The following is a 24,778-nucleotide window of genomic DNA, read 5'->3' as shown; positions in this document are numbered from 1 at the left end:
ATGCCAGACACGTCTATCAGGAAGCGGGTCAGAAACATGGGCACGCGATGAGCACCCTGCGATGAGCACCCCTCGTAACTAAGACGGTCCTCCCTGTCCGGGCGGGCCGAGACAGGAGAGTTGTGGCTAAGGTCCGCGTCTACGAGCTCGCCAAGGAGCTCGGGGTCGAGAGCAAGACCATCATGACGAAGCTCACCGAGCTCGGTGAGTTCGTCCGGTCGGCGTCCTCGACGATCGAACCACCCGTCGTGCGCAAGCTGCGCGACACGTTCCCCGCCGGCGGCTCCGCCGGCTCCTCGGCTGCCCCCGCAGCCGCCCCCGCGCCCGGCGCCCGGCCCGGCGCGCGTCCCGCTGCGCCCGGCCCGGCCAAGCCCGCCGCGGCCAAGCCTGCGGCGGACGCCCCTGCCGAGGCACCTGCCGCGTCCGCGAGCCCGGCCCCGTCGGCTTCCGCACCGGCAGCCCGGCCCGGCCCGGCGCGCCCCGCGCCCAAGCCCGCCGCGAAGCCCGCCGAGCGCGCGGCAGAGGCACAGTCCGCCCCCGAGACGAAGCCGGCCTCGTCGCCGCGCTCGTCCGGCGGCAACGACAACCCGCGTCCCGGTGGAGCACCGCGTCCGGGTGCGCCGCGTCCGGGCAACAACCCCTTCGCGTCCAGCCAGGGCATGCCTCGCGCCGGTGGCTCGCGTCCGGGCAACAACCCGTTCGCGTCCAGCCAGGGCATGCCCCGGCCCGGCGCGCGTCCTGAGCGCTCCGAGCGCCCTGCGGCGGAGAACGCCGGTGAGCGTCCGGGCGGTCCCCGCCCCGCGGCGCCGCGTCCTGGTGGCCCCCGTCCGGGCGGCCCGCGCCCCAACCCCGGCATGATGCCCGGCAAGACGAGCCTGGGTCGTCCCGGCCCCGGTGGTGCCGGTGGCGGTCGTCCCGGTGGCGGTCGTCCCGGTGGCGGCGGTGGCGGCGGCGGGTACGCCGGTCGTCCCGGCGGCGGTGCCGGTGCCGGTGGCGGCGGTTTCGCCGGTCGCCCCGGTGGTGGTGGTCGTCCCGGTGGTGCCGGTCGCGGCAGCACGCAGGGTGCCTTCGGTCGCGCCGGGGGTCGCCCCGTCCGCGGACGCAAGTCGAAGCGCGCGAAGCGCCAGGAGTTCGAGCAGATGCAGGCCCCCTCGCTGGGTGGCGTGCAGGTTCCCCGTGGGGACGGCTCGACGGTCATCCGCCTGCGCCGCGGCGCGAGCCTGTCGGACTTCGCGGACAGGATCGACGCCAACCCGGCGAGCCTCGTGACGGTGCTCTTCCACCTCGGTGAGATGGCCACGGCCACGCAGTCCCTCGACGAGGACACCTTCGGCACCCTGGGTGCCGAGCTCGGCTACCGCATCGAGATGGTCTCCGCGGAGGACGAGGACCGCGAGCTCCTCGGTGCGTTCTCCATCGACCTCGACGCAGAGCTCGAGGCCGAGGACGACGACGTGCTGGAGCCCCGCCCGCCGGTCGTGACCGTCATGGGTCACGTCGACCACGGAAAGACCAAGCTCCTCGACGCGATCCGCTCGTCGGACGTCGTCGCGGGCGAGGCCGGTGGCATCACCCAGCACATCGGCGCGTACCAGGTGCACCACGAGCACGAGGGCAACGACCGCGCCATCACGTTCATCGACACCCCGGGTCACGAGGCGTTCACCGCCATGCGTGCCCGTGGTGCCCAGGTCACCGACATCGCGATCCTCGTGGTCGCCGCGGACGACGGCGTCATGCCGCAGACGGTCGAGGCGCTCAACCACGCCCAGGCCGCGAACGTCCCGATCGTCGTGGCCGTGAACAAGGTGGACAAGGAGGGGTCCAACCCCGACAAGATCCGCCAGCAGCTCACCGAGTACAACCTGGTGGCCGAGGAGTACGGCGGCGACACGATGTTCGTCAACGTCTCCGCGAAGAACCGGATGGGCATCGACGAGCTGCTCGAGGCGGTCCTGCTCACCGCGGACGCCGCGCTCGACCTGCGGGCGAACCCCGACAAGGACGCTCGCGGTGTCGCGATCGAGGCCAACCTGGACAAGGGTCGCGGCTCCGTCGCGACCGTCCTGGTCCAGTCCGGCACGCTCGCCGTCGGTGACTCGATCGTCGCCGGCACGGCCCACGGCCGCGTCCGCGCGATGTTCGACGAGCACGGCAACACCCTCGACGTGGCGCTCCCGTCCCGTCCGGTCCAGGTGCTCGGCCTGACCTCGGTGCCCCGCGCCGGCGACACGTTCATCGTGGCGCCCGACGACCGCACCGCACGTCAGATCGCCGAGAAGCGTGAGGCCGCGGAGCGTGCAGCGACCCTGGCGAAGCGTCGCAAGCGCATCAGCCTCGAGGACTTCACGCAGGCGCTCGAGCAGGGCAAGGTCGAGACCCTCAACCTCGTCCTCAAGGGCGACGTGTCCGGTGCCGTCGAGGCGCTCGAGGACGCGCTGCTCAAGATCGACGTGGGCGACGAGGTCGAGCTGCGCGTCATCCACCGCGGTGTCGGTGCGATCACGCAGAACGACGTCAACCTGGCCACGGTGGACAACGCGATCATCATCGGCTTCAACGTCAAGCCGATGGACCGTGTGCGCGAGCTCGCCGACCGCGAGGGCGTCGACATCCGCTACTACACGGTGATCTACCAGGCGATCGACGACGTCGAGGCCGCGCTCAAGGGCATGCTCAAGCCCGAGTACGAAGAGGTCCAGCTCGGCACCGCCGAGATCCGCGAGATCTTCCGCTCCTCCAAGGCGGGCAACATCGCGGGAACCATCGTGCGGTCCGGCACCATCACGAGGAACTCCAAGGCGCGCGTCCTGCGCAAGGGCGTCGTCGTCGGGGACAACCTCACCGTCGACTCGCTCAAGCGGTTCAAGGACGACGCCACCGAGGTCCGCGAGGGCTACGAGTGCGGTATCGGGCTCGGGTCGTTCAACGACATCCAGCTCGAGGACGTCATCGAGACGTTCGAGATGCGGGAGAAGCCGCGTTCGTGACGCCTTGCGCTGAGTGACGCCGCACCCGACCGACCTCCGACGACGAGGGGGCGGGTCTGCCGCGGGCCTGGCGGCCCGTGCCAGACCCACCACGACCCGCCCCCTCGTCGTCTCCGGGCGGTCGGGTGCTCTGTTTCTCCCCGCCGCGCGGGCATCAGCGCTCGCGGCGGGGGACTTACTGGTGAAGGCTGCCCGCAGCCTTCAAGGACGAGGAGTGAGACATGGCCGAGAGCGTGCGGGCCAGGAAGCTGGCCGAGCGGATCCAGCAGGTCGTCGCGCAGATGCTCGACACCCGCATCAAGGACCCGCGGCTCGGGTTCGTCACCGTGACCGAGGTCCGGGTGACGGGCGACCTGCAGAACGCCACGGTGTTCTACACGGTGCGCGGGACGGACGAGGACCGCGCCGGGACGGCCGCGGCGCTGGAGAGCGCCAAGGGCGTCATCCGGTCCGAGGTGGGCAAGCAGACCGGGATCCGGCTCACGCCGACCCTCGAGTTCCAGCTCGACGCGGTGCCCGAGAGCGCCGCCCACATCGAGGACGCGCTGCGCGCCGCCCGCGAGAAGGACGCCGAGCTCGCCGCCCTGCGCGCCGACAAGGCGTTCGCCGGCGAGGCGGACCCGTACCGCAAGCAGGACGAGGACGAGGACGACAGGGACGCCTCCGGCTCCTGACCGGACCCGTCCCGCCCGCAGAGCCGAACGGGTCCCTGTCCACCCCCTGAGCATTCAGAAGGTGGACAGGGGCCCGTTCGTGCGTGCGAGACCGCCCGTTCGGCCCGGCCTTGGGTCTGGGTCTGGGAGTGGCGGGGGCGTTCAGTCCGCGCGGCCGGTGCGGCGCGGCATGAGCAGCGAGGCGACGGCACCGACCCCGACGACTGCGGCGCCCACCCACAGGGCGGGCACGAGCCCGTCGACGTAGGCAGCCGGCGTGAACGCACCGCCCGCACCGAGGAACACGGCCGTGAGCACGGCGACGCCGAGCGCGACGCCGACCTCGCGGATCGTCGCGTTGACGCTGCTCGCGGTGGTGTGGTCGCGGTCGGGCAGGTCGGCGAGCACCGCCGTCGCGACGGGCGCGAACGTGAGACCCATCCCGACGCCCGCGACGACGAACGCCGGCACGAGCGACGGGTACGCACCGCCGGAGTCGATGCCGACCGCCATCCACGCCAGGCTGATCGTCTGGAGGACGAGCCCGCCGGCGACGAAGGGGCGCGCGCCGAAGCGCCCGGTGAGAGCGCCGGCCACGGGGGCGACCAGCATGGGCGCCGCGGTCCAGGGCAGGGTGCGCGCGCCCGCGGCGAGGGGCGAGTAGCCCTCGCCGATCTGCAAGTACTGCGTGAGCAGGAAGACCGCACCGAACATGCCCATCGAGAAGGCGAAGCCTGCCACGTTCGAGACGGTGAAGCTGCGGGCCCGGAACAGGCGGAGCGGCACGAGCGGGCTCTCCGCCCGCGTCTCGTGGCGCACGAACGCGGCGAGCAGGACGGCGCCGCCGAGGAGCATCCCGACCGTCGTGACCGAGCCCCAGCCGCGGTCGTTCGCGCCGACGACGGCCCACACCGCGAGGAAGATCCCGGCCCCGGCGAGCACGAGCCCCACGAGGTCGAAGCGTCCGACGCGACCGCGCGCCTCGCGCAGACCCCACACGGCGAGCGGGACGGCGACGACGGCGACGGGCACGTTGAGCCAGAAGATGGCCCGCCACGACAGGCCCTCGACGACGGCGCCGCCGATCACCGGGCCGAGCGCGACGCCGAGCCCCGACACCCCGCCCCAGATGCCGATCGCCATCGCTCGCCGTGACGCGGGCACGGCGCCGGCGAGCAGGGCGAGGGAGAGGGGCAGGATGGCCGCGCCGCCCGCGCCCTGCACGGCACGCGCCGCGATGAGCTGTGCGGGCGTGTCGGCCAGGGCGCTGGCCGCGGACGCGAGCGCGAAGAGCACGATGCCGCCGACGAAGACGCGGCGCCGGCCGAACCGGTCGCCGAGCGCGGCGGCGGGGAGCATGAGGGTCGCAAAGACCAGCGTGTAGGCGTTGACGAACCACTGCAGCTGTTCGACGTCGGGATGCAGGCGCTCGGAGATGACGGGCAGCGCGCCGGTCATGACGAGGTTGTCGAGCGTCGCCATGAACATCGGCAGCGACGCGGCCAGGAGGGCGAGCCAGACGGGTCGGGTGCGGAGCGGTCGGCCCGCGCCGTCGTCGTGGGGGAGCAGCTCGCTGCTGCCCGGAGGCAAGGGCGTGGTCTCGGTGGTGGTCATGGCCTGTTCCCCTCGTGCGGTAAGCATCGACTGATTACTACACAGGAGACGCTAGTTATCGGCTGATAACATGTCAACCATGAGCGCCACACGGGTCCGGATGAGCAAGGAGGAGCGGCGCGAGCAGATCCTCGACGCCGCCACGCAGGCGTTCGCCGAGCATGGCTTCGCCGGCACGACGACCGACCAGGTCGCCCAGGCCGCCGGCGTGTCCCAGCCCTACGTGGTGCGCATCTTCGGGTCCAAGCGCTGCCTGTTCCGGGCGGTGTTCGAGCGCATCGGCGACCGCATCGTCGACGCCTTCGAGGCGGTCCCCGCCGGTCCGGACGCCCGCGACCGGCTCGGCGACGCCTACGTGGAGCTGCTCGCCGACCGCAACCTGCTGCGCGTCCTGATGCACGGGTTCGTCGCGGCGTCCGACCCCGACCTCGGCGCGAGCGCCCGTGCCGTGCTCGTGCGCGCGTTCGAGATCTACCAGGAGCGCACGGGCGAGGGGCCCGAGGAGGCGCGGAGCTTCGTCGCGACCGGCATGCTCATCAACGTCCTGCTGGCGACCGAAGCGCCTGAGCACACCGACGAACCCGGCGTCGGTGCGCTCCTCACCTGTGCGGTCGGTGCCGACATCGCCGCGGCGCTCGTCCGGGGTGCCGCATGAGCGGGCGCGAGCAGCGGGAGCGCCGCCCCCGCAACCCCACCGCTCCCGACGGGTTCGTGATCGTCGACAAGCCGCAGGGCTGGACCAGCCACGACGTCGTCGGTCGGATGCGCGGGCTCGCCGGCACGAAGAAGGTCGGGCACGCGGGCACCCTCGACCCGATGGCGACGGGCGTCCTGGTGGTCGGGGTGGGCCGGGCGACGCGCCTGCTCACCTACGTGGTCGGCGCCGACAAGGACTACGAGACCACGGTCCGGCTCGGCGTCGCGACGACCACCGAGGACGCCGAGGGGGAGGTCGTCGCGCGCGTCGACGCGGCCGGTGTCACCCGTGCGCAGGTCGAGGAGGTCGTCGCCGGGCTCACCGGAGACCTGCAGCAGGTGCCGAGCTCGGTGAGCGCGATCAAGGTCGACGGCGAGCGCGCCTATGCGCGCGTGCGGGCCGGCGAGGACGTCGTGCTCGCCGCGCGGCCCGTGACGGTCTCGCGCTTCCACGTGCTCGACGTGCGTCCCGGCCCTGTCGTGGAGGGGTCCGCGACGGTCGACGTCGACGCGGCCGTCACGGTGTCGTCGGGCACGTACGTGCGGGCGCTCGGGCGCGACCTGGGCGCGGCGCTCGGGGTCGGCGGGCACCTCGTGGCGCTCCGGCGCACGCGGGTCGGCGGCTACGGCATCGCCGGGGCGCGCACGCTCGAACAGCTCCAGGACCAGGTGGACGCCGACGGCGTGCTCGCCACGCTGCCGCTCGCCGAGGCCGCAGCGGCGTCGTTCCCGGTCCGGCGGCTCGACGCGGCCGAGGCGGCTGCGCTCGGGCACGGTCGCGCGCTCCCGCCGCTGGACGTCCCAGGCCTGCACGCCGCCATCGGGCCGGACGGCACCCTCGTCGCGCTCGTCGAGGACGCCCGCGGCAAGGGTGGTCTGCTCGCGCGACCGCAGATCGTGCTGGCCCCCGCCTGAGCTCCACGACGGCCCACGGCCGTGGACGTGGCAGAGTTGTCCAGGCCCTCTGTGCGACGCACGCCGGGCGGCGACAGGACGACGCGAGGAGCGTGAGCGTGCAGGTGTGGACGGGGCTGGACCAGGTCCCAGCGAGCTTCGGCCCGACCGTGGTGACGATCGGCAACTTCGACGGGGTCCACCGGGGTCACGCCGAGGTCTGTCGCGCCATCGCGGCGCGGGCCCGCGAGGACGGCGCCCACGCCGTGGCCGTGACGTTCGACCCGCACCCCCTGGCGGTGCACCGCCCCGAGCACGCGCCCGAGCTCATCACCGGGGTACGGGACCGGCTCGACCTGCTCGCCGAGGCGGGCCTCGACGCCGTCCTGCTGGTGCGCTACACCCTCGACTTCGCGGCGCAGACGCCCGAGGAGTTCGTCGTGCGGTACCTCGTCGACGGGCTGCGGGCGCAGCGGGTCGTCGTGGGGCGGGACGTGCGGTTCGGGCGCGACAACAGCGGCACGCTCGAGACGATGGTCGCGCTCGGCGCGCGGCACGGGTTCGTCGTGGAGGTCGTCGGGGACGTCGGCGCGACCACTGAGCCCGCGCACGCGCGGTGGTCGTCGACGTACGTCCGTGAGCTGCTCGCGCAGGGTGACGTCGTCGCGGCCGCCGGAGTCCTCGGGCGGCCGCACCGGCTGCGGGGAGAGGTCGTCCACGGGGACGCGCGGGGCCGCGAGCTCGGGTTCCCGACCGCGAACCTGGGCGCGGTCGCCGACGGCACGCCGGTGCAGGGTCTCGTGCCGGCCGACGGGGTGTACGCGGGCTGGCTCGTCCGGTCGCCCGGGACGCCCGCCGCGGAGCGCCTGCCGGCGGCCGTCTCGATCGGCACCAACCCCACGTTCGACGGGCAGGAGCGCCGGGTCGAGGCGTACGTCCTGGACCGCACCGACCTCGACCTGTACGGCGAGGAGGTCGTCGTCGAGCTCGTGGAGCGCCTGCGGCCGACGCTGCGGTTCGAGGGCGACGACTGGCTCGAGCAGCTCCTCGCGGCGATGAACGACGACGTCGCCCGGACGCGCGCGGTGCTGGGCCTGGATCCGGGCGCCCCTTTGGTAGACTGAGGGTTGCCGTTCGATCGGCCGCGGTGGCTCCCGCCCCTCGACAGGTGTCGCGGGGAGTCGAGGGAGCCGTCCCAAGAGCCCAGGGGAAAGCCCTGGCGCGCCGCGCAACGACCTGATCCTCGAAGGAGAACCATGCCCCTGGACACCGCCACCAAGAAGCAGATCATCGCCGAGTACGGCACGTCCGAGACCGACACCGGCTCGCCCGAGGTGCAGGTCGCGATGCTGACGCAGCGCATCAAGGACCTGACGGAGCACCTCAAGGAGCACAAGCACGACCACCACAGCCGTCGTGGTCTGCTGATCCTCGTGGGCCAGCGCCGTCGCCTCCTCGGCTACCTGCAGAAGGTCGACATCGCCCGCTACCGCAGCCTCATCGAGCGCCTCGGTCTGCGTCGCTGAACCTCCTCGTCCGGCCCGGTCCCCTCAGGGGGTCCGGGCTGGACGGGCGTCAGGGCCCGGGACGCGTGCGGCTCCCGGTCCTTGCACTCACACCCCACGCCGCACACATCACCGCCGCCGCGCCGCGAGGTTCGGTCCTCGGTAGTGGGCCTCGGACCCGGAGCACCCCGCAGGGGGAGCCTGGCTCCGCGGACCTCGATCGAAGACCAGCCGTCCGGCAGGTGGCCCTCGAGAGAGGAGGACCCATGGAGGGTCCCGAGATCCAGTTCGCCGAGGCCACGATCGACAACGGTCGCTTCGGCACCCGCACCATCCGTTTCGAGACCGGGCGTCTCGCGCGCCAGGCCGCCGGCTCCGTCGCCGCGTACCTCGACAACGACACCATGCTCCTGTCGGCCACGACCTACGGGAAGCACCCGAAGGAGCAGTTCGACTTCTTCCCCCTGACGGTCGACGTCGAGGAGCGCCAGTACGCCGCGGGCAAGATCCCCGGCTCGTTCTTCCGTCGTGAGGGTCGCCCCTCGACCGACGCGATCCTGGTCTGCCGTCTGGTCGACCGCCCGCTGCGCCCGCTGTTCGTCAAGGGCCTGCGCAACGAGGTCCAGGTCGTCCTGACCGTCCTCGCGATCAACCCGGACGACGCGTACGACACGCTGGCGATCAACGCGGCGTCCATGTCCACGCAGATCTCCGGCCTGCCGTTCTCCGGCCCGGTCGGCGCGGTCCGCGTCGCCCTGGTCGACGGCCAGTGGGTCGCCTTCCCGCGCTACTCCGAGAAGGAGCGCGCGGTGTTCGACATGGTCGTCGCCGGCCGTGTCGTGACGAACGCGGACGGCTCGTCCGACGTCGCCGTCGCGATGATCGAGGCCGAGGCCACCGAGGGTTCCTGGAACCTCATCAAGAACGAGGGCGCGCAGGCTCCGACCGAGGAGGTCGTGGCCGAGGGCATCGAGGCGTCGAAGCCGTTCATCCGTGCGCTCGTCGAGGCGCAGCAGCAGCTCGCCGCCCAGTCGTCCAAGGCGACCACCGAGCTCCCGCTCTTCCCCGACTACCAGCCCGACGCGTACGCGGCGGTCGAGTCGGCCGCGGCAGCCCGCCTGGACGAGGCGCTGTCCATCGCCGACAAGCAGGACCGCGAGTCCCGCATCGACGAGCTCAAGGCCGAGGTCCAGGGCGAGCTCGCCGAGGCGTTCGAGGGCCGGTCCAAGGAGATCTCCGCGGCCTACCGGTCCGTGCAGAAGGCGGTCGTGCGTCGCCGCATCCTCGCCGACGGCTTCCGCATCGACGGTCGTGGCCTGCGCGACATCCGCACGCTGTCGGCCGAGGTCGAGGTCCTGCCGCGCGTGCACGGCTCCGCGATCTTCGAGCGCGGCGAGACCCAGATCATGGGCGTCACCACGCTGAACATGCTCCGCATGGAGCAGCAGATCGACTCGCTCGGTCCGGAGACGCGCAAGCGGTACATGCACAACTACAACTTCCCGCCCTACTCGACCGGTGAGACCGGTCGCGTGGGCAGCCCGAAGCGCCGCGAGATCGGTCACGGCGCGCTCGCCGAGCGGGCGCTCGTGCCGGTGCTGCCGACGCGCGAGGAGTTCCCCTACGCGATCCGTCAGGTGTCCGAGGCCCTCGGCTCCAACGGCTCGACGTCGATGGGCTCGGTCTGCGCCTCGACCCTGTCGCTGCTCAACGCCGGCGTGCCGCTGCGTGCGGCCGTCGCGGGCATCGCGATGGGCCTCGTGTCCGACGAGCTCGACGGTGAGACCCGCTACGCGGCGCTCACCGACATCCTGGGGGCCGAGGACGCCTTCGGCGACATGGACTTCAAGGTCGCCGGTACCAGCGAGTTCGTCACGGCCATCCAGCTCGACACGAAGCTCGACGGCATCCCGACGTCCGTCCTCGCCGGCGCGCTGACGCAGGCCCGTGAGGCCCGCCTCACGATCCTCGAGGTCCTCCACGAGGCCATCGACACGCCGGACGAGATGAGCCCGTTCGCGCCGCGCGTCATCAGCGTGAAGGTCCCGGTCGACAAGATCGGCGAGGTCATCGGCCCGAAGGGCAAGATGATCAACCAGATCCAGGACGAGACGGGCGCGGACATCTCGATCGAGGACGACGGCACCGTGTACATCGGCGCCACCGACGGCCCGTCGGCCGAGGCCGCCCGCGCGGCGATCAACGCGATCGCCAACCCGCACGTCCCGGAGATCGGGGAGCGTTTCGTCGGCACCGTCGTCAAGACGACGTCGTTCGGCGCGTTCATCTCGCTCTCCCCGGGCAAGGACGGCCTGCTCCACATCTCGCAGATCCGCAAGCTCGTCGGCGGCAAGCGCGTGGAGAACGTCGAGGACGTCCTCTCGATCGGCCAGAAGGTCCAGGTCGAGATCGGTGAGATCGACCCGCGCGGCAAGCTGTCGCTGCACGCCGTCGTCGCTGACGAGGAGGGCGCCGAGGCGCCCGCCGAGGCTGCCGAGGCTCCGGCCGAGAACGCCTGACGTGCCGTACGCACTCCCGCTCGTCCCGGCCGGCTCCGGCCGGGACGAGCTCCTCGCCGGGCAGGACGGCGCGACGATCCGTCGCACCGTCCTGCCCGGCGGCGTCCGCGTCCTGACCGAGCACCTGCCGGGCCAGCGCTCGGCGTCGCTCGGCGCCTGGGTAGGCGTCGGCTCGCGTGACGAGACCGACGGCCACTTCGGCTCCACGCACTTCCTCGAGCACCTGCTGTTCAAGGGCACCGCGCGCCGGTCCGCGCTCGACATCGCCGAGGCGTTCGACGCCGTGGGTGGCGAGGCGAACGCGGCGACCGGCAAGGAGCACACCTGCTACTACGCGCGGGTGCTCGACGCCGACCTGCCGATGGCGGTCGACGTCATCACTGACATGGTGACGTCCGCGACGATCGACACGGACGAGCTCGAGACCGAGCGCGAGGTCATCCTCGAAGAGATCGCCATGAACGACGACGACCCGGCGGACGTCGTGCACGAGCGGTTCGCCGAGACCGTCCTCGCCGGGCACCCCCTGGGGCGTCCGATCGGCGGCACCCCCGAGACCATCCGCGCGGTCCCGCGCGACGCCGTGTGGGAGCACTACGGCTGGCACTACCGCCCCGAGACGCTCGTCGTCACCGCCGCGGGCAACGTCGACCACGACGCGCTCGCCGCGCAGGTCGGCGACGCGCTCGTGGCCGGCGGCTGGACGCTCGACCCCGCCGCGGCGCCGCGTGCGCGCCGCGACCATGCCGCCGCGACCGTCATCGACGAGGCGCGCGCGCTCACCGTGACGCGCCGGGTCGAGCAGGCGAACGTCGTCATCGGCTCGACCGGCCTCGCCGCGACCGACGAGCGCCGTTTCGTGCTGTCCGTGCTCAACGCCGTCCTGGGCGGCGGTATGAGCTCGCGCCTGTTCCAGGAGATCCGCGAGAAGCGCGGCCTGGCCTACTCGACCTATTCGTTCGCGTCCGCGCACGGCGGCCTCGGCACGTTCGGCCTGTACGCCGGCTGCGCGCCGGCGAAGGTCGACCAGGTCACCGCGCTGCTCGGCACCGAGCTCGACCGGCTCGCCACGGACGGCATCACGCCCGACGAGCTGCGCCGCAGCGTCGGGCAGCTCTCGGGCGGCCTCGTGCTCGGCCTCGAGGACCCGGGCTCGCGCATGAGCCGCCTCGGTCGTGCCGAGCTCGTGTTCGGCGAGCTGCTGACGCTCGAGGAGTCCCTCGAGCGCATCGCCGCCGTGACGCTCGACGAGGTCCGCGACCTCGCCGCCGACCTGGCGGCCCGCCCGCGCACGGTCGTGCGCGTCGGACCGTTCGAGGACTGACCCGCCTGACCGCGCGCCGCCGCGCAGACCCGGGCACGCCCCGGACCCGCACCGACCGAGAGGCTGCCCCGTGACGAGCACGACCACCGCTCCGACCTCCGCCACGATCCGCGTCGCCGTCCTGGGCGCCGACGGCCGCATGGGCCGCACGACGTGCGCCGCGGTCGAGGCCGCCGACGGGCTCGAGCTCGTCGCCCGCGTCGAGCAGGGCGACGACGTCACCGCGGTGCTCGCGGCCGCGGGCGCCCAGGTCGCCGTCGACTTCACGCACCCGAGCGCGACCGAGACGAACGTGCACGCCGCGCTCGACGCGGGCGCGCACGTCGTCGTCGGGACGACCGGCTGGACGGACGAGAGCCGGGGCCGGGTCGCCGACCACCTGGCACGCCGTGCGGACGAGGGCCTGGACCTCGGCGTGATCATCGCCCCGAACTTCGGCCTGTCGGCCGTGCTCGCCGGGGTGTTCGCGGCGCAGGCTGCCCGCTACTTCGAGTCCGTCGAGGTCATCGAGCTGCACCACCCCGACAAGGCCGACGCACCCTCGGGGACCGCGACCCACACCGCCCACGCCGTCGCCGCAGCACGGCGCGCGGCCGGTGTCGCCCCGAGCCCCGACGCCACCGAGTCGGGCTGGGAGGCGCGCGGCGCCGACGTCGACGGGGTGCGCGTGCACGCCGTGCGGCTGCGCGGGCTCGTCGCGCACGAGGAGATCCTGCTCGGGAACGTCGGCGAGCAGCTCGTGATCCGGCAGGACTCGTTCGACCGGGCGTCCTTCATGCCCGGCGTCGTCCTCGCGGTCCGCGAGGTCGTCGGCCGGCCGGGCCTGACCGTCGGGCTCGAGAACGTCCTCGACCTCGGCTGAGGGGCGACCGACGATGCGCAAGGGCCTGCTGGGCGCCGTCCTGCTGACGGGCGTGCTGCTGCTGTACGGGTTCGTCATCGGGCGGACCGTGTGGGCGCTCGTGACGTCGGGGTCGGTCGTCGGGGCCGTGCTCGGCGGCGCGCTCGTCGTCGCGCCCCTCGTGGGCGTCTGGTACATCGGGCGCGAGTGGTGGTTCGCCGTCCAGGTGCAGCGGCTCGCCGATCACCTGCACGAGCGGGGCGAGCTCCCCGTCGACGACCTGCCGCGCTCGCCGGGCGGTCGCATCGACCGCACCGTCGCGGACGCGCAGTTCGCGGAGCGGCAGGCCGAGGTCGAGGCCGACCCGTCCGACTGGAAGCGGTGGTTCAACCTCGCGTTCGCGTACGACGCGTCCGGTGACCGCAAGCGGGCCCGCGAGACCCTCCGCCACGCCGTCGCGCTCGAGAAGGCGTCGCGCGCCCGTTCCTGAGGCGCGTCCTGAACCGGATCATCAGGCCATCCCGGCCGCGCGCAGCAGCGCGGCGGTCAGCGCGCCGAGCACCACCACGACGATGAACGGCGCGCGCAGCGCCAGGGCCACGGCCGCGACCCCGAGCGCGGGCAGGCGGGCGTCGACCGCGAGGTGCTGACCCGACGCGACCGTCTGCACGGCGACGAGCGCCGCCAGCAGGGCGACGGTCACGAGCGCCGCCGTCCGGGCGACGCGCGGGTGCGAGACCCAGTGACCCGGCACGAGGTGGCCGGCCAGCTTGAGCACGAGGCAGACGACGCTCGCGACGACGACCGTGACCCAGATCGTGGCGCCGCTCATCGCGCGGCCCCGGGGACACGGCGACCGGTGCGGTCACCCCGGAACCAGCCGACGGCGACGGCGACCACCGCGGCTGCGAGCACGGGCACGCCGCTCGGCACGACGGGGACGAGCACGACCGCGACGACGACGGCCGACGCCGCGACCCAGCGGGTGACCGGCGTGACGAGGCGGGGCCACAGCAGGGCGAGGAAGGCGGCGGACGCGGCCGCGTCCAGCCCGTACTTCTTGGGGTCGCCGAGCGCGTTGCCGGCGAGCGCCCCGAGGAGCACGAACAGGTTCCAGAGCACGAACACGCCGACGCCCGTGCACCAGAAGCCGACGCGGGCCGCGCGCACCGTGGGCTGTACCGTCGCGACCGCGGTGGACTCGTCGATGGTGAGGTGCGCGGCGAGGACGCGCCGCCACGACCGCACGGCGAGCAGCGGCGAGAGCTGGACACCGTAGAACGCGTTGCGCACGCCGAGCAGCCCGGCCGTCGCGACCGCGGAGAGCGCCGTCCCGCCCGCGCCCACGATCCCGACGAGCGCGAACTGCGACCCGCCGGAGAACATCAGCAGGCTCAGCACCATCGCCTGCGGGACGGACAGTCCGGCGACGACGGCGAGCGCGCCGAGCGAGATCCCGTAGAGCCCGGTCGCGAGCGACACGGACATCGCCTGCCGGACGACGGCTCGGACCTCGGGTGGTCGTTCGGGGCGCGGGTTGGCGCGGGGGTCGGTCCGGGAGCTCACCGTCCGAGCGTAGCCACGCGCCGGCGCGGGCCCGAACCGTCAGGCGGGCACGCGCGCCTCGTCGCCGCGGTAGGCGTTCTCGGCGCGCTGGTGCGCGCTGAGCGACATGCGGTCGATGAGCGCGAGCGCCACGGCCGAGAGGACGAACGCGAGGTGGATGATCGTCTGCCACATCATCTGCTCGCCGGTGTAGCGCTCCGAGTCGATGAACGTGCGCAGCAGGTGGATCGACGAGATGCCGATGATCGACATCGCCAGCTTGGTCTTGAGCACGTTCGCGTTGACGTGGCTCAGCCACTCGGGCTGGTCGGGGTGGCCGTCCACGTGCAGCCGGGAGACGAACGTCTCGTAGCCGCCGATGATCACCATGATGAGCAGGTTGGAGATCATCACGACGTCGACGAGCCCGAGGACGGACAGCATGATGTCGGCCTCGTCGACCGAGTGCTTGCCGCCGAACACGTTCTCGGCGAGGTGCCACAGCTCCTTCATGAACTGCCACACGTAGACGGCCTGCGCGACGATCAGGCCGAAGTAGAGGGGCGCCTGGAGCCAGCGGGACGCGAAGATCGCGTACCCGAGGCCGTTGGCCGGGTTCCACCGGTGCGTGGTGGGTGCCGCGGGGGCGGGGGAGTCGGGTCGGTCGAGGGTCTCGGCCACGGGGCTCTCCTGGTGTCGGGGAACCGGAATCGTAGCAAGGAGAGCCTGTCCTTACCTGGGAGTCTGCTGGTGCCCGTCGGGCCTGGACGTGCCGTGGCCCGTGCGCCGGGAAACGGTAGGTTGTGCACATGGCAACCCCCTCCCCGTCGTCGGCGGCGCAGCACGGCGCGCCGACGGCCGTCCCGGGCCGCCCGTTCGGTGCACTGCTCACCGCGATGGTCACCCCCATGAGCCCCGGCGGGGCCGTCGACCTCGACGCCGCCGTCCGGCTCGCGCGGTACCTCGTCGACCACGGGCACGACGGCCTCGTGCTCAACGGCACGACGGGCGAGAGCCCCACCACGCACGCCGAGGAGAAGGCGGCGCTCGTCGCCGCGGTCGTCGAGGCCGTGGGAGACCGTGCCGCGGTCGTCGCCGGTGCCGGCTCCAACGACACCGACCACGCCGTCCGCATGGCCGAGCAGGCCGCCGAGGCCGGGGCGCACGGCCTCCTCGTCGTCACCCCGTACTACTCCCGCCCCACGCAGCACGGCCTCTACGAGCACATGCTCCGCGTCGCCGGGTCCACCGACCTGCCCGTCATGGTCTACGACGTGCCCGGCCGCACCGGCCTGCGGATCGCCGAGAGCACCTACGAGCGTCTCGCCGCCCACGACCAGTTCGTCGCCTGCAAGGACGCCACCGGCGACCTGTTCGCCGCCTCACGCCTCGCCGCGTCCACCGGCTGGGCCTGGTACTGCGGCGACGACAGCCTCTACCTCCCGTTCCTCGCCGTGGGAGCCGCCGGACTCGTCGGCGTCGCGTCCCACGTCCTCGGTCGCGAGCTGCGCGACCTCACCGCCGCGTTCGACGCGGGCGACACCGCCCGCGCCCTCGCGATCCACCGCGCCGTCACGCCCGTCATCGAGGCGATCAACGGCGCCGGTGCCCAGGCCGTCATGGCCAAGGCCGCCGTCGAAGCCCTCGGGCTGGTCGACGGCCGCCACCTCCGACTCCCGCAGGTGCCCGCGACCGACGACGAGGCGGCCACCGTGGTCGCCGCGCTCGAACGGTGCGGCGTCCTGGACCCGTCCTGACGACAGGAGCTTCACCATGAGCCATCTCCACACCGAGCTCACCACCCCACCGCCCCTCCCGTCCGGCGCGCTGCGCATCGTCGCGCTCGGCGGGCTCGGCGAGGTCGGGCGCAACATGGCCGTCCTCGAGCACGAGGGGAAGCTGCTCGTCATCGACTGCGGCGTCCTGTTCCCCGAGGACTCCCAGCCCGGCGTCGACCTCATCCTGCCCGACTTCGACTACATCGCCGACCGTCTCGACGACGTCGAGGCCATCGTCCTCACCCACGGCCACGAGGACCACATCGGCGCCGTGCCGTACCTGCTGCGCCTGCGCCGCGACATCCCGCTCGTCGGCTCCCAGCTCACGCTCGCGTTCGTCGAGGCGAAGCTCAAGGAGCACCGCATCAACCCCGTGACCCTCACCGTCAAGGAGGGCCAGGTCGAGAAGCTCGGTGTGTTCGAGTGCGAGTTCGTCGCCGTGAACCACTCGATCCCCGACGCGCTCGCCGTCGCCGTCACCACTGCCGCCGGCACCGTCCTGCACACCGGCGACTTCAAGATGGACCAGCTCCCGCTCGACGGGCGCATCACCGACCTGCGCGCGTTCGCGCGACTCGGCGAGCGCGGCGTCGACCTCTTCATGGTCGACTCCACCAACGCCGAGGTCCCCGGGTTCGTGACCCCCGAGCGCGAGATCGGCCCCGTCCTCGACCAGGTGTTCGGGCAGAGCGACCAGCGCATCATCGTCGCGTCGTTCTCGTCGCACGTGCACCGCGTCCAGCAGGTGCTCGACGCCGCCTACGCGCACGGCCGCCGTGTCGCGCTCGTCGGCCGGTCCATGGTCCGCAACATGGGCATCGCCGCCGACCTCGGCTACCTCAAGGTCCCGGACGGCGTGCTCATCGACCTCCGCAAGGTCGACTCGCTGCGCGACGACGAGATCGTCCTCATGTGCACCGGCTCGCAGGGCGAGCCCATGGCCGCGCTGTCCCGCATCGCCAACCACGACCACAAGGTCACCGTGGGTCCCGGCGACACCGTGATCCTCGCGAGCTCGCTCATCCCGGGCAACGAGAACGCCGTGTTCCGCGTCATCAACGGCCTGACCCGCCTCGGCGCCCGCGTCGTGCACTCCGGCAACGCCAAGGTGCACGTCTCCGGGCACTCGGGCGCCGGCGAGCTCCTGTACTGCTACAACATCGTCAAGCCGAAGAACGTCATGCCCGTGCACGGCGAGGTCCGCCACCTCGTCGCCAACGGCGCGCTCGCGGTCAAGACCGGCGTGCCGCCGGAGCGGGTCGTGCTCGCCGAGGACGGCGTCGTCATCGACCTCGTGGACGGCAAGGCGTCCGTCGTCGGCGCTGTGCCGTGCCGCTACGTGTACGTGGACGGTTCGAGCGTCGGCGAGATCACCGAGGCCGAGCTCAAGGACCGCCTCACGCTCGGCGAGGAGGGCTTCGTGTCCGTCTTCGCCGTCGTCGACTCCGCGACCGGCAAGGTCATCGCCGGCCCCCAGATCCTCGCCCGCGGACTCGCCGAGGACGACAAGGTGTTCGCGGACGTGCAGCCCCAGGTGGCACGCGCCCTCGAGGACGCCATCGCCGGGGGTGCCACCGACACCTACCAGCTCCAGCAGATCATGCGCCGGGTCGTCGGTCGGTTCGTCGCCACGAAGCTGCGTCGTCGTCCGATGATCGTGCCGGTGGTCGTGGAGGCCTGACCCGCCACGCCCACGCCGCGACGACCGTGCCGTGCCCCGCTGGAGGCGAGACCTCCAGCGGGAGCACGGCACAGTCGTCCACGCGGTCGCCCGGGGCGTGGGCCGCCGCGTCGAGGACGTCCAGCGACCCGACCCGCCCGAGGTCGACCACCCCGACCTTGACCAGCGCCTCCTTGCGCGCCCACAGCGTGGTCGCGGCGCGCGCGCGGTCTGGCTGCTGCGCGAGCCAACGGAGCTCGCGGTCGCTGAACGCGCTGTCGGGCACCGGCTGGACGTCCTCGACGTCGACCCCCACCTCGAGGACGCCGGCCGCGCCGGCCGCGACCGTGGCCAGGCGGGCGGCGACCGCCGCGACGTGCGTGCGGGTGTGCGACAGGCTGACGGCCACCACCTCGTGGCCGTCGACCGCGGGACGTCCGTGCGTGCCCGAGCCGCACGTCGGGCACTCCTGCACGATCCGCAGGCCCGAGGCCGACGCCCCGAGGAGCCGGGCGGCGCAGCTGCGCACGAGCGCGTGCGCCGCGAGGTAGGCGGCGCGGTCGCGCGGGTCGCGCAGCGCGTCGCGGCGGGCCCGCTCCGCCGCGGTGAGCCAGCCCGGGGTCGCCGCGACGGACCCGACGGGCACGACCAGCGCGACGTGCTCGACGTCGCTCGGGCGCACGCCCCGCGCTGCCTCCTCGACGGACGCCACGCGTCCCTGGACGACCGGGTCCAGGTCGGGAGCCACGGAGCCTCCTGTCGTGCTGCCGTCGTCGGGGTCGATGCCGCAGGGGCGGCAGGACCCGCACGCTGAGCTCGTGCCGGGTCGGCGGCTCGGGTGCGACCACTTGACGGCAGCGTACGTGCACCACGGGCCCCAGCTCTCCCTCGCCCACGGTCCGGCCCAGCATGCGGACGACCCGCACGGCGCGCCGCCCCGGCGTCGTCGCAGGTCGCCGGTAGCGTGGAGCGCATCATGGCTGCACGAACGCCCTCCTCCGGACGACCGGCCGCGTCGGGACGCACCACCCCGCCCGCCGGCGGTGCCCCGCGCCCCCGTCCCACCGCGACCACCCGCGCCCCTCGCGCGACGAGCACGGCCCGCACGACGAGCACCACCCGCGCGACCGGCACCGCGTCGACCGGAACAGCGCGCGCCACCGGCGCGAAGGCGCCCGCGCGCAAGACGTCCGGGACCAGCGCCCGCAAGCCCACCGCGGCCACCCGGCGCGCCCCGGCCCGCAAGCCGGCCGCCCGCCGGCCCGCCTGGCCCGTGCGGGCCGTGCGCGGGGTCTGGATGGGCTTCGCCCACGCGATCGGGTCGTCGACCCGGGCCGTGAGCCAGGGCGCCAAGGACCTCGACCCGGCCCACCGCCGAGACGGTCTCGCCTTCTTCTTGCTCGGGCTCGCGATCGTCGTCGCCGCGCGCGAGTGGTGGGCCGTGGCGGGCAGCTTCGGTGACAGCGTGCACTCCGTCGTCGCCGGGACGTTCGGGGTGGTGGCGCTCGCGGTCCCCGTCCTGCTGGTCTACCTCGCGGTGCGGCTCATGCGGCACCCCGAGCGCGTCGAGGCGAACGGCCGCGTGGCGATCGGGCTGGCGTTCATCGCCGCGTCCGTGTGCGCGCTCGTCGCGATCCGGCACGGGCGCCCGAGCCCGACCGACAGCTTCGACGACGTCCGCCGGGCCGGGGGCATGGTCGGCTACCTGCTGTCGACGCCGGTCGCCGCGGCGCTCACGCCGGGCATCGCCGTGGCGATCTTCGTGCTCGTGGGGCTGTTCGGCGTGCTCGTCGTCACGGCGACGCCCGTGCACGCGATCCCGAGCCGCCTCGGCGGCCTGTACCGCACGCTCACGGGGCACCACGAGGACACCGCCGACGGGCTGTTCGGTGCGGACGACGACGCGCTCCAGCTCGCCGACGGCGTGTCCCGGCACGACGGCACCGAACCCGCGCCGGCCCCCGTGCGCAAGCGCCGCCGCAAGCGGGGCGAGCAGCCGGCGGGCGTCGACGGCGAGCCGCAGGACTTCAGCGGTGACGAGGCGTTCGAGCGCGCCGCCGAGGTCGAGGCGGCGCCCGAGCGCAGCCGTCGCGTCGGTCCGGCAGGTCGTGCTGCCGGTGCGACCGCGCGCACGGCGGACACGGGTGCGGACGTCCCGTCGGCCGCGGACGTCCGGACGGCCCCCACCCAGGCGGTGCCGCAGGCGACCGGCGCGGTGCCGCCCCCGCCGCCCGCTCCGGCCCCCGTCACGACGGTCGGTGCCGGGGTGGCGCTCGGCGGACCGGCGCCGGTCGACCCCGCGCCGCTGCCGCGCGGCGAGCAGCCGATGCTCGACGGAGAGACCCTCTACCTCCTCCCGGACGAAGACCTCCTCGTCAAGGGCGCCCCGCACAAGGTCCGCTCGGCCGCGAACGACCGGGTCGTCGAGGCGCTCACCGGCGTGTTCGAGCAGTTCGACGTCGATGCCCAGGTCACAGGCTTCACGCGTGGCCCGACGGTCACGCGCTACGAGGTCGAGGTCGGTCAGAAGGTCAAGGTCGAGCGCATCACGTCGCTGTCCAACAACATCGCCTACGCGGTGGCGAGCGCGGACGTGCGCATCCTCGCGCCGATCCCGGGCAAGTCGGCGATCGGCATCGAGATCCCGAACACCGACCGCGAGACGGTCGTGCTCGGCGACGTGCTGCGCTCGAGCGCGGCGCGACGCACCGAGCACCCCATGGTCATCGGCGTGGGCAAGGACGTCGAGGGCGGTTACGTGGTCGCGAACCTCGCGAAGATGCCCCACATCCTCGTCGCGGGCGCCACCGGCGCGGGCAAGTCGAGCTTCATCAACTCGATGATCACGTCGATCCTCATGCGGTCCACGCCCGACCAGATCCGTCTGGTCCTCGTCGACCCGAAGCGGGTCGAGCTGACGATCTACGAGGGCATCCCGCACCTCATCACGCCCATCATCACCAGCCCGAAGAAGGCAGCGGAGGCGCTCGAGTGGGTCGTGCGCGAGATGGACGCGCGCTACGACGACCTCGCGATGTTCGGCTACAAGCACATCGACGACTTCAACGCGGCAGTCCGGTCCGGCAAGGTCAAGCCGATCCCGGGCTCGGAGCGCAAGATCGCGCCGTACCCGTACCTGCTCGTCGTGGTGGACGAGCTGGCCGACCTCATGATGGTCGCGCCCCGTGACGTCGAGGCGTCGATCCAGCGCATCACGCAGCTCGCGCGCGCGGCAGGGATCCACCTGGTCCTCGCGACGCAGCGCCCGTCCGTGGACGTCGTCACGGGTCTCATCAAGGCGAACGTGCCGTCGCGGCTCGCGTTCGCGACGTCGTCGCTCGCGGACTCGCGGGTCGTGCTCGACCAGCCCGGTGCCGAGAAGCTCATCGGCCAGGGTGACGCGCTGTTCCTGCCCATGGGCGCGGCCAAGCCGATGCGTGTCCAGGGGGCGTGGGTCGGCGAGTCGGAGATCCACCAGGTCGTCGAGCACGTCAAGAAGCAGCTCAAGCCGATCTACCGGCAGGACGTCGCCGCGGCCGCCGGCGCCAAGAAGCAGGTCGACGAGGACATCGGCGACGACCTCGACCTGCTGCTGCAGGCGGCCGAGCTCGTCGTGACCACCCAGTTCGGCTCGACGTCGATGCTGCAGCGCAAGCTCCGGGTCGGTTTCGCGAAGGCGGGGCGGCTCATGGACCTGCTCGAGTCGCGCGAGATCGTCGGCCCGTCCGAGGGGTCGAAGGCGCGCGAGGTGCTCGTGCAGCCCGACGACCTGCCGGGCACGCTCGCGATGCTGCGCGGAGACGACGTGCCCGCCGACTCAGGCGCGTCCGTGGGTGGGTCGGGCGACGTCGTCGCGGACTCGCTGCCCGACGCGGCGACCGACTGGGCGGACGGCGCGGACGAGCCGGGCTCCGACTCCGACGACGCCTGGAACCTCACCGACCGTCGCTGAGGGCCGGTCGCCCACCCGGCTCGGGCCCGAGGCTGGCCCGGGGTGGCCGGACGCTCACCCGTCGTGGCGTCGCTCAGCCTGCGGTGGGCGTTGGCGTCGCTGTCGCGGTCGCCGTGAGCTTCGGGTTGCCGTGCTCGTGCGGCACGACGTCGGGTGCGGGCCCGGTGCTCGTCGGCGGCGCGGTCCGCTCGGGAGCCGCCGTGCCGACGACGTCCTCGACCCGCCCCAGCCGCGCCTCGAGCTCCGCGTGCGACAGGTGGCCGACGCCCTTCGGGTCGTCGATGACGTCCGGGATCGCGTAGACGCGGTGCCCGCCCGTGCGGTCGACGGTCAGCGGCGTCCACTCGAACCCGGTGACCTCGGCGGGCCCGTCGGCGGGCTTGGTGATCGTGGCGGTGATGAGGAGGCCGCTGGCGGTCTGCGCGACGCAGCACGCGGCGTCCTGGTTGGACAGCATGTTGCCGACGCCGTAGGCGACCCACATGCCGCGGCCGTCGACGCCGCCCTTCAGGTGGGCGACGGGCTGCGGCACGTGCGCGTGCGCCCCGATGACGAGGTCGACCTCGCCGGACCTCGCGAGCGCCTTCATGACCGACTTCTGGTCGGTGGTCGGGGTGGCCGTGTACTCGACGCCGTCGTGGATGCTCACGACGACGAGGTCGGCGCCGTTCTTCCGGGCCGCCTTGGCCTGGGCCACGATCTTCTTGGTGTCGATGAGCTCGACGGACCACGGCTCCTGGGCCGGGAGGGGCAGGCCGTTGAGGCCGTACGTCGCGGAGATGTGCGCGACCGTGATCGTCTGGCCCTCGCGCTCGAGCCGGTAGAGCTGCGGGCTCGCGGCCTCGGCGGCGGTCCGCCCGGTGCCGGCGTGCCCGAGGCCGACGGCGTCGAACGCGTCGAGCGTCGTCGAGATGCCGGCGAAGCCGCGGTCGACCGCGTGGTTCGACGCGTTGGAGCAGCCGTCCCAGCCCTGCTCCGCGAGGTCGGTGGCGACGTGCGACGGGACCCCGAACACGGGGTAGGTGGAGATCTTCTCGCCCTGGGGGACGTACGGCACCTCCATGTGGCAGAGCGCGAGGTCCGCGCCGCCGACCCAGTCGTCGAGCCCCGACAGCTCCGTCGAGAAGTCGTAGCCGCCCGACGCCGTCTTCGCGTCCTCGATCACCGACGAGTGCGGCAGGACGTCGCCGGCCGCGACGATCGTGAAGACCGCGGGCTCGGCCGGCGTCGGCGTGGGGGTCGGGGTGGGCGTCGCGGTGGGCGTGGCCGACCGTGTGCCGATACCGATCGGGGTGGGGTCGGGGTGCTTGCCGCTCGAGGCGTTGATGCTGAGCACGATCATCACGACGACCAGGGCTGCGACGACGGAGCCGGCGAGGAAGCGCTGCCCGGCGCGCGACTGGGGCAGGCGGGCATGACGTGGCACCCGAGGAGCCTACCGGTAGACGGGGGTCCTCCCGTGTGCCCGCCGGGTGGGCGTCCGCGCTGCTCGCAGACCCCCTAGGCTGGCGGGATGAGCAGACCGGACCGCCTGGGGTGGCGTGCGCAGTGGAACGTCGCCAACGCGGTGACGGTCGCGCGCATCGTCCTCGTCCCGGTGTTCCTGGTGCTCCTGCTGCAGGACGGCGGCCACTCGACCGGGTGGCGCTGGGCCGCGTTCGTGCTGTTCGGCCTGGCGGCGTCCACGGACCGGCTCGACGGGTGGCTGGCGCGGTCCCGCGGGCTCGTGACCGATCTCGGCAAGCTGCTCGACCCGATCGCCGACAAGGCCCTCATGGGCGCGGCCCTGGTCGCCCTGTCGGCGCTGGGCGACCTGCCCTGGTGGGTCACGATCGTGATCCTGGTGCGCGAGGTGGGCATCACCGTCATGCGGTTCGTCGTGATCGACCAGGCCGTCATCCCGGCGTCGCGCGGCGGCAAGCTCAAGACGGTCGTGCAGACCGTCGCGATCGGCCTGTTCGTCGCGCCGCTGGACACCCTGCCGGACCCGGTCACCTGGATCGCCTGGGGCTTCATGCTGCTGGCCGTGGTCCTCACGGTCGTCACGGGCGTCGACTACCTCGTCGGGATGCGGCGGCTGCGGCGCGAGAGCCGCGCCGCGTGACCGGGCGGGAGACGGTGTGACGGACCAGCCGACGGACACGGCTGCCCGGCTGCTGCGGCACTGCGCGGACCTCGGGTGGACGCTCGCCGCCGCCGAGTCGCTCACGGGCGGCGCGCTGACGAGCGCGCTCGTCGCCGTGCCAGGGGCGTCGGCCGTCCTGCGCGGTGGCGTCGTCGCGTACGCGACGGACCTCAAGGCGACCCTTCTCGGCGTCGACCCCGACCTGCTCGCCCGCGCGGGCGCCGTGTCCGACGAGACCGCCGCCGCGATGGCGCAGGGCGTGCGACGCGTCGCGGGAGCCGACGTCGGGCTCGCGACGACGGGCGTCGCGGGTCCCGACCTGCAGGAGGGCAAGGAGCCCGGGCGCGTGCACGTCGCGGTCGCCACGCCCGACGGCGTGACGACGAGACGTCTCGACCTGCGGGGCGACCGGTCGGCCGTCCGCGGCGCTGCCGTCGAGGCCGCGCTCGCGCTCGCGCTGCGGTGGGCACGCCTGCCGGGCCCTGCCGCCGGGCACGACGGCGCCGCCGACGGCGCGTGACCCCGCGTGACCGGTCCGCGCGTGACGGACCGGTCTCGACGAGGTGACGGTCGTGTACCGGTCCGGGCGAAACGCCGCGCGGCACCGCTCCCACGGAACAACGGCGGAGCCCGTGCTGTTAGATTGGCGTGATAGCCAACAGGCCGATGGGACGCAGCACCA

The 24,778-nt window shown here is 73.3% G+C and carries 21 protein-coding genes; 15 read left to right on the top strand and 6 right to left on the bottom strand.

All coding sequences use genetic code 11. The annotated features are described in order from the left end of the window. Positions 1–122: 122 nt before the first annotated feature. Together infB and rbfA are read left to right on the top strand one after the other, a co-directional pair. Complete coding sequence (gene infB / locus CLV34_RS01170) at positions 123–2,990, top strand: translation initiation factor IF-2 (protein ID WP_100348451.1); 2,868 nt, start codon at positions 123–125, stop codon at positions 2,988–2,990. Positions 2,991–3,211: 221 nt separating this feature from the next. Next, complete coding sequence (gene rbfA / locus CLV34_RS01165) at positions 3,212–3,664, top strand: 30S ribosome-binding factor RbfA (protein ID WP_100348450.1); 453 nt, start codon at positions 3,212–3,214, stop codon at positions 3,662–3,664. 141 nt (positions 3,665–3,805) lie between these two features. On the opposite strand, the gene CLV34_RS01160 is transcribed toward rbfA, so the two are convergent. Beyond that, entirely contained in the window at positions 3,806–5,257 is a 1,452-nt protein-coding gene (locus CLV34_RS01160) for an MFS transporter (RefSeq protein ID WP_100348449.1), read from the bottom strand. 79 nt (positions 5,258–5,336) lie between these two features. On the opposite strand from CLV34_RS01160, the gene CLV34_RS01155 reads away from it, so the two are divergent. The 8 genes from CLV34_RS01155 to CLV34_RS01120 all read left to right on the top strand — a co-directional run bounded on the left by CLV34_RS01155 (position 5,337) and on the right by CLV34_RS01120 (position 13,526). Further along, positions 5,337–5,912, top strand: coding sequence for a TetR/AcrR family transcriptional regulator (locus tag CLV34_RS01155; protein WP_245858871.1), 576 nt, complete (start codon positions 5,337–5,339; stop codon positions 5,910–5,912). Further along, positions 5,909–6,868, top strand: coding sequence for a tRNA pseudouridine(55) synthase TruB (gene truB / locus CLV34_RS01150; protein ID WP_100348448.1), 960 nt, complete (start codon positions 5,909–5,911; stop codon positions 6,866–6,868). Before CLV34_RS01155 ends, truB begins: the two co-directional genes overlap by 4 nt. A 98-nt stretch (positions 6,869–6,966) precedes the next feature. After that, positions 6,967–7,971 carry a bifunctional riboflavin kinase/FAD synthetase gene (locus CLV34_RS01145; RefSeq protein WP_100349116.1) on the top strand — a complete coding sequence of 335 codons (1,005 nt, stop codon included), beginning with the start codon at positions 6,967–6,969 and terminating at the stop codon, positions 7,969–7,971. A gap of 132 nt (positions 7,972–8,103) precedes the next feature. Beyond that, positions 8,104–8,373 (top strand): 30S ribosomal protein S15, encoded by a 270-nt coding sequence (rpsO, locus tag CLV34_RS01140; protein ID WP_100348447.1) that lies wholly within the window; start codon positions 8,104–8,106, stop codon positions 8,371–8,373. Between the two features lie 245 nt (positions 8,374–8,618). After that, positions 8,619–10,871, top strand: a complete 2,253-nt coding sequence (locus tag CLV34_RS01135; protein WP_100348446.1) for a polyribonucleotide nucleotidyltransferase — start codon at positions 8,619–8,621, stop codon at positions 10,869–10,871. A 1-nt stretch (position 10,872) separates the two neighbouring features. Beyond that, positions 10,873–12,195, top strand: a complete 1,323-nt coding sequence (locus CLV34_RS01130) for a M16 family metallopeptidase (protein ID WP_100348445.1) — start codon at positions 10,873–10,875, stop codon at positions 12,193–12,195. A gap of 70 nt (positions 12,196–12,265) precedes the next feature. Then, positions 12,266–13,057: a 4-hydroxy-tetrahydrodipicolinate reductase gene (gene dapB / locus CLV34_RS01125; protein WP_281255155.1), complete on the top strand. Its 792-nt coding sequence runs from the start codon at positions 12,266–12,268 to the stop codon at positions 13,055–13,057. Positions 13,058–13,070: 13 nt separating this feature from the next. Continuing rightward, positions 13,071–13,526: a tetratricopeptide repeat protein gene (locus tag CLV34_RS01120; protein ID WP_100348444.1), complete on the top strand. Its 456-nt coding sequence runs from the start codon at positions 13,071–13,073 to the stop codon at positions 13,524–13,526. Between the two features lie 21 nt (positions 13,527–13,547). On the opposite strand, the gene CLV34_RS01115 is transcribed toward CLV34_RS01120, so the two are convergent. From CLV34_RS01115 to CLV34_RS01105, 3 genes are all read right to left on the bottom strand, one after another. Further along, entirely contained in the window at positions 13,548–13,868 is a 321-nt protein-coding gene (locus CLV34_RS01115) for an AzlD domain-containing protein (protein WP_100348443.1), read from the bottom strand. Beyond that, positions 13,865–14,524, bottom strand: a complete 660-nt coding sequence (locus tag CLV34_RS01110; RefSeq protein ID WP_100348442.1) for an AzlC family ABC transporter permease — start codon at positions 14,522–14,524, stop codon at positions 13,865–13,867. The genes CLV34_RS01115 and CLV34_RS01110 overlap by 4 nt, the downstream gene beginning before the upstream one ends. A 117-nt stretch (positions 14,525–14,641) precedes the next feature. Beyond that, positions 14,642–15,262, bottom strand: a complete 621-nt coding sequence (locus CLV34_RS01105) for a TIGR00645 family protein (protein ID WP_100348441.1) — start codon at positions 15,260–15,262, stop codon at positions 14,642–14,644. Between the two features lie 128 nt (positions 15,263–15,390). Between CLV34_RS01105 and dapA the strand changes: the two genes are divergently transcribed. Together dapA and CLV34_RS01095 are read left to right on the top strand one after the other, a co-directional pair. Next, positions 15,391–16,338: a 4-hydroxy-tetrahydrodipicolinate synthase gene (gene dapA / locus CLV34_RS01100; protein ID WP_100348440.1), complete on the top strand. Its 948-nt coding sequence runs from the start codon at positions 15,391–15,393 to the stop codon at positions 16,336–16,338. Positions 16,339–16,354: 16 nt separating this feature from the next. Continuing rightward, a complete protein-coding gene (locus CLV34_RS01095) occupies positions 16,355–18,040 on the top strand; it encodes a ribonuclease J (RefSeq protein ID WP_100348439.1) in 1,686 nt (561 codons plus the stop codon). Here CLV34_RS01095 and CLV34_RS16215 read toward each other — a convergent pair. Further along, positions 17,958–18,767 (bottom strand): 4'-phosphopantetheinyl transferase family protein, encoded by an 810-nt coding sequence (locus CLV34_RS16215; protein WP_157803648.1) that lies wholly within the window; start codon positions 18,765–18,767, stop codon positions 17,958–17,960. The genes CLV34_RS01095 and CLV34_RS16215 overlap by 83 nt on opposite strands. A 549-nt stretch (positions 18,768–19,316) precedes the next feature. Between CLV34_RS16215 and CLV34_RS01085 the strand changes: the two genes are divergently transcribed. After that, a complete protein-coding gene (locus tag CLV34_RS01085; protein WP_245858982.1) occupies positions 19,317–21,971 on the top strand; it encodes an FtsK/SpoIIIE family DNA translocase in 2,655 nt (884 codons plus the stop codon). A gap of 73 nt (positions 21,972–22,044) precedes the next feature. Here CLV34_RS01085 and CLV34_RS01080 read toward each other — a convergent pair whose 3' ends face one another. Beyond that, a complete protein-coding gene (locus tag CLV34_RS01080; protein ID WP_245858869.1) occupies positions 22,045–23,397 on the bottom strand; it encodes a CapA family protein in 1,353 nt (450 codons plus the stop codon). Between the two features lie 87 nt (positions 23,398–23,484). Between CLV34_RS01080 and pgsA the strand changes: the two genes are divergently transcribed. Both pgsA and CLV34_RS01070 read left to right on the top strand, forming a co-directional pair. Continuing rightward, positions 23,485–24,075 (top strand): CDP-diacylglycerol--glycerol-3-phosphate 3-phosphatidyltransferase, encoded by a 591-nt coding sequence (gene pgsA / locus CLV34_RS01075; protein WP_100348436.1) that lies wholly within the window; start codon positions 23,485–23,487, stop codon positions 24,073–24,075. A 16-nt stretch (positions 24,076–24,091) separates the two neighbouring features. Beyond that, complete coding sequence (locus tag CLV34_RS01070; protein ID WP_100348435.1) at positions 24,092–24,616, top strand: CinA family protein; 525 nt, start codon at positions 24,092–24,094, stop codon at positions 24,614–24,616. The last annotated feature ends 162 nt before the right edge of the window (positions 24,617–24,778 follow it).

It is taken from the genome of Luteimicrobium subarcticum (assembly GCF_002798015.1).
GTDB lineage: Bacteria > Actinomycetota > Actinomycetes > Actinomycetales > Cellulomonadaceae > Luteimicrobium > Luteimicrobium subarcticum.
This window is presented reverse-complemented; position numbering and strand designations above follow the sequence as displayed.

What these genes read in the sequence shown, in the direction of transcription:
- rbfA (WP_100348450.1), top strand. Translation starts at nt 3,212, where the DNA reads ATGGCCGAGAGCGTGCGGGCCAGGAAGCTGGCCGAGCGGATCCAGCAG.
- CLV34_RS01160 (WP_100348449.1), bottom strand. Translation starts at nt 5,257, where the DNA reads ATGACCACCACCGAGACCACGCCCTTGCCTCCGGGCAGCAGCGAGCTG.
- CLV34_RS01155 (WP_245858871.1), top strand. Translation starts at nt 5,337, where the DNA reads ATGAGCGCCACACGGGTCCGGATGAGCAAGGAGGAGCGGCGCGAGCAG.
- truB (WP_100348448.1), top strand. Translation starts at nt 5,909, where the DNA reads ATGAGCGGGCGCGAGCAGCGGGAGCGCCGCCCCCGCAACCCCACCGCT.
- rpsO (WP_100348447.1), top strand. Translation starts at nt 8,104, where the DNA reads ATGCCCCTGGACACCGCCACCAAGAAGCAGATCATCGCCGAGTACGGC.
- CLV34_RS01135 (WP_100348446.1), top strand. Translation starts at nt 8,619, where the DNA reads ATGGAGGGTCCCGAGATCCAGTTCGCCGAGGCCACGATCGACAACGGT.
- CLV34_RS01120 (WP_100348444.1), top strand. Translation starts at nt 13,071, where the DNA reads ATGCGCAAGGGCCTGCTGGGCGCCGTCCTGCTGACGGGCGTGCTGCTG.
- CLV34_RS01115 (WP_100348443.1), bottom strand. Translation starts at nt 13,868, where the DNA reads ATGAGCGGCGCCACGATCTGGGTCACGGTCGTCGTCGCGAGCGTCGTC.
- CLV34_RS01110 (WP_100348442.1), bottom strand. Translation starts at nt 14,524, where the DNA reads ATGTCCGTGTCGCTCGCGACCGGGCTCTACGGGATCTCGCTCGGCGCG.
- dapA (WP_100348440.1), top strand. Translation starts at nt 15,391, where the DNA reads ATGGCAACCCCCTCCCCGTCGTCGGCGGCGCAGCACGGCGCGCCGACG.
- CLV34_RS01095 (WP_100348439.1), top strand. Translation starts at nt 16,355, where the DNA reads ATGAGCCATCTCCACACCGAGCTCACCACCCCACCGCCCCTCCCGTCC.
- CLV34_RS01085 (WP_245858982.1), top strand. Translation starts at nt 19,317, where the DNA reads ATGGGCTTCGCCCACGCGATCGGGTCGTCGACCCGGGCCGTGAGCCAG.
- pgsA (WP_100348436.1), top strand. Translation starts at nt 23,485, where the DNA reads ATGAGCAGACCGGACCGCCTGGGGTGGCGTGCGCAGTGGAACGTCGCC.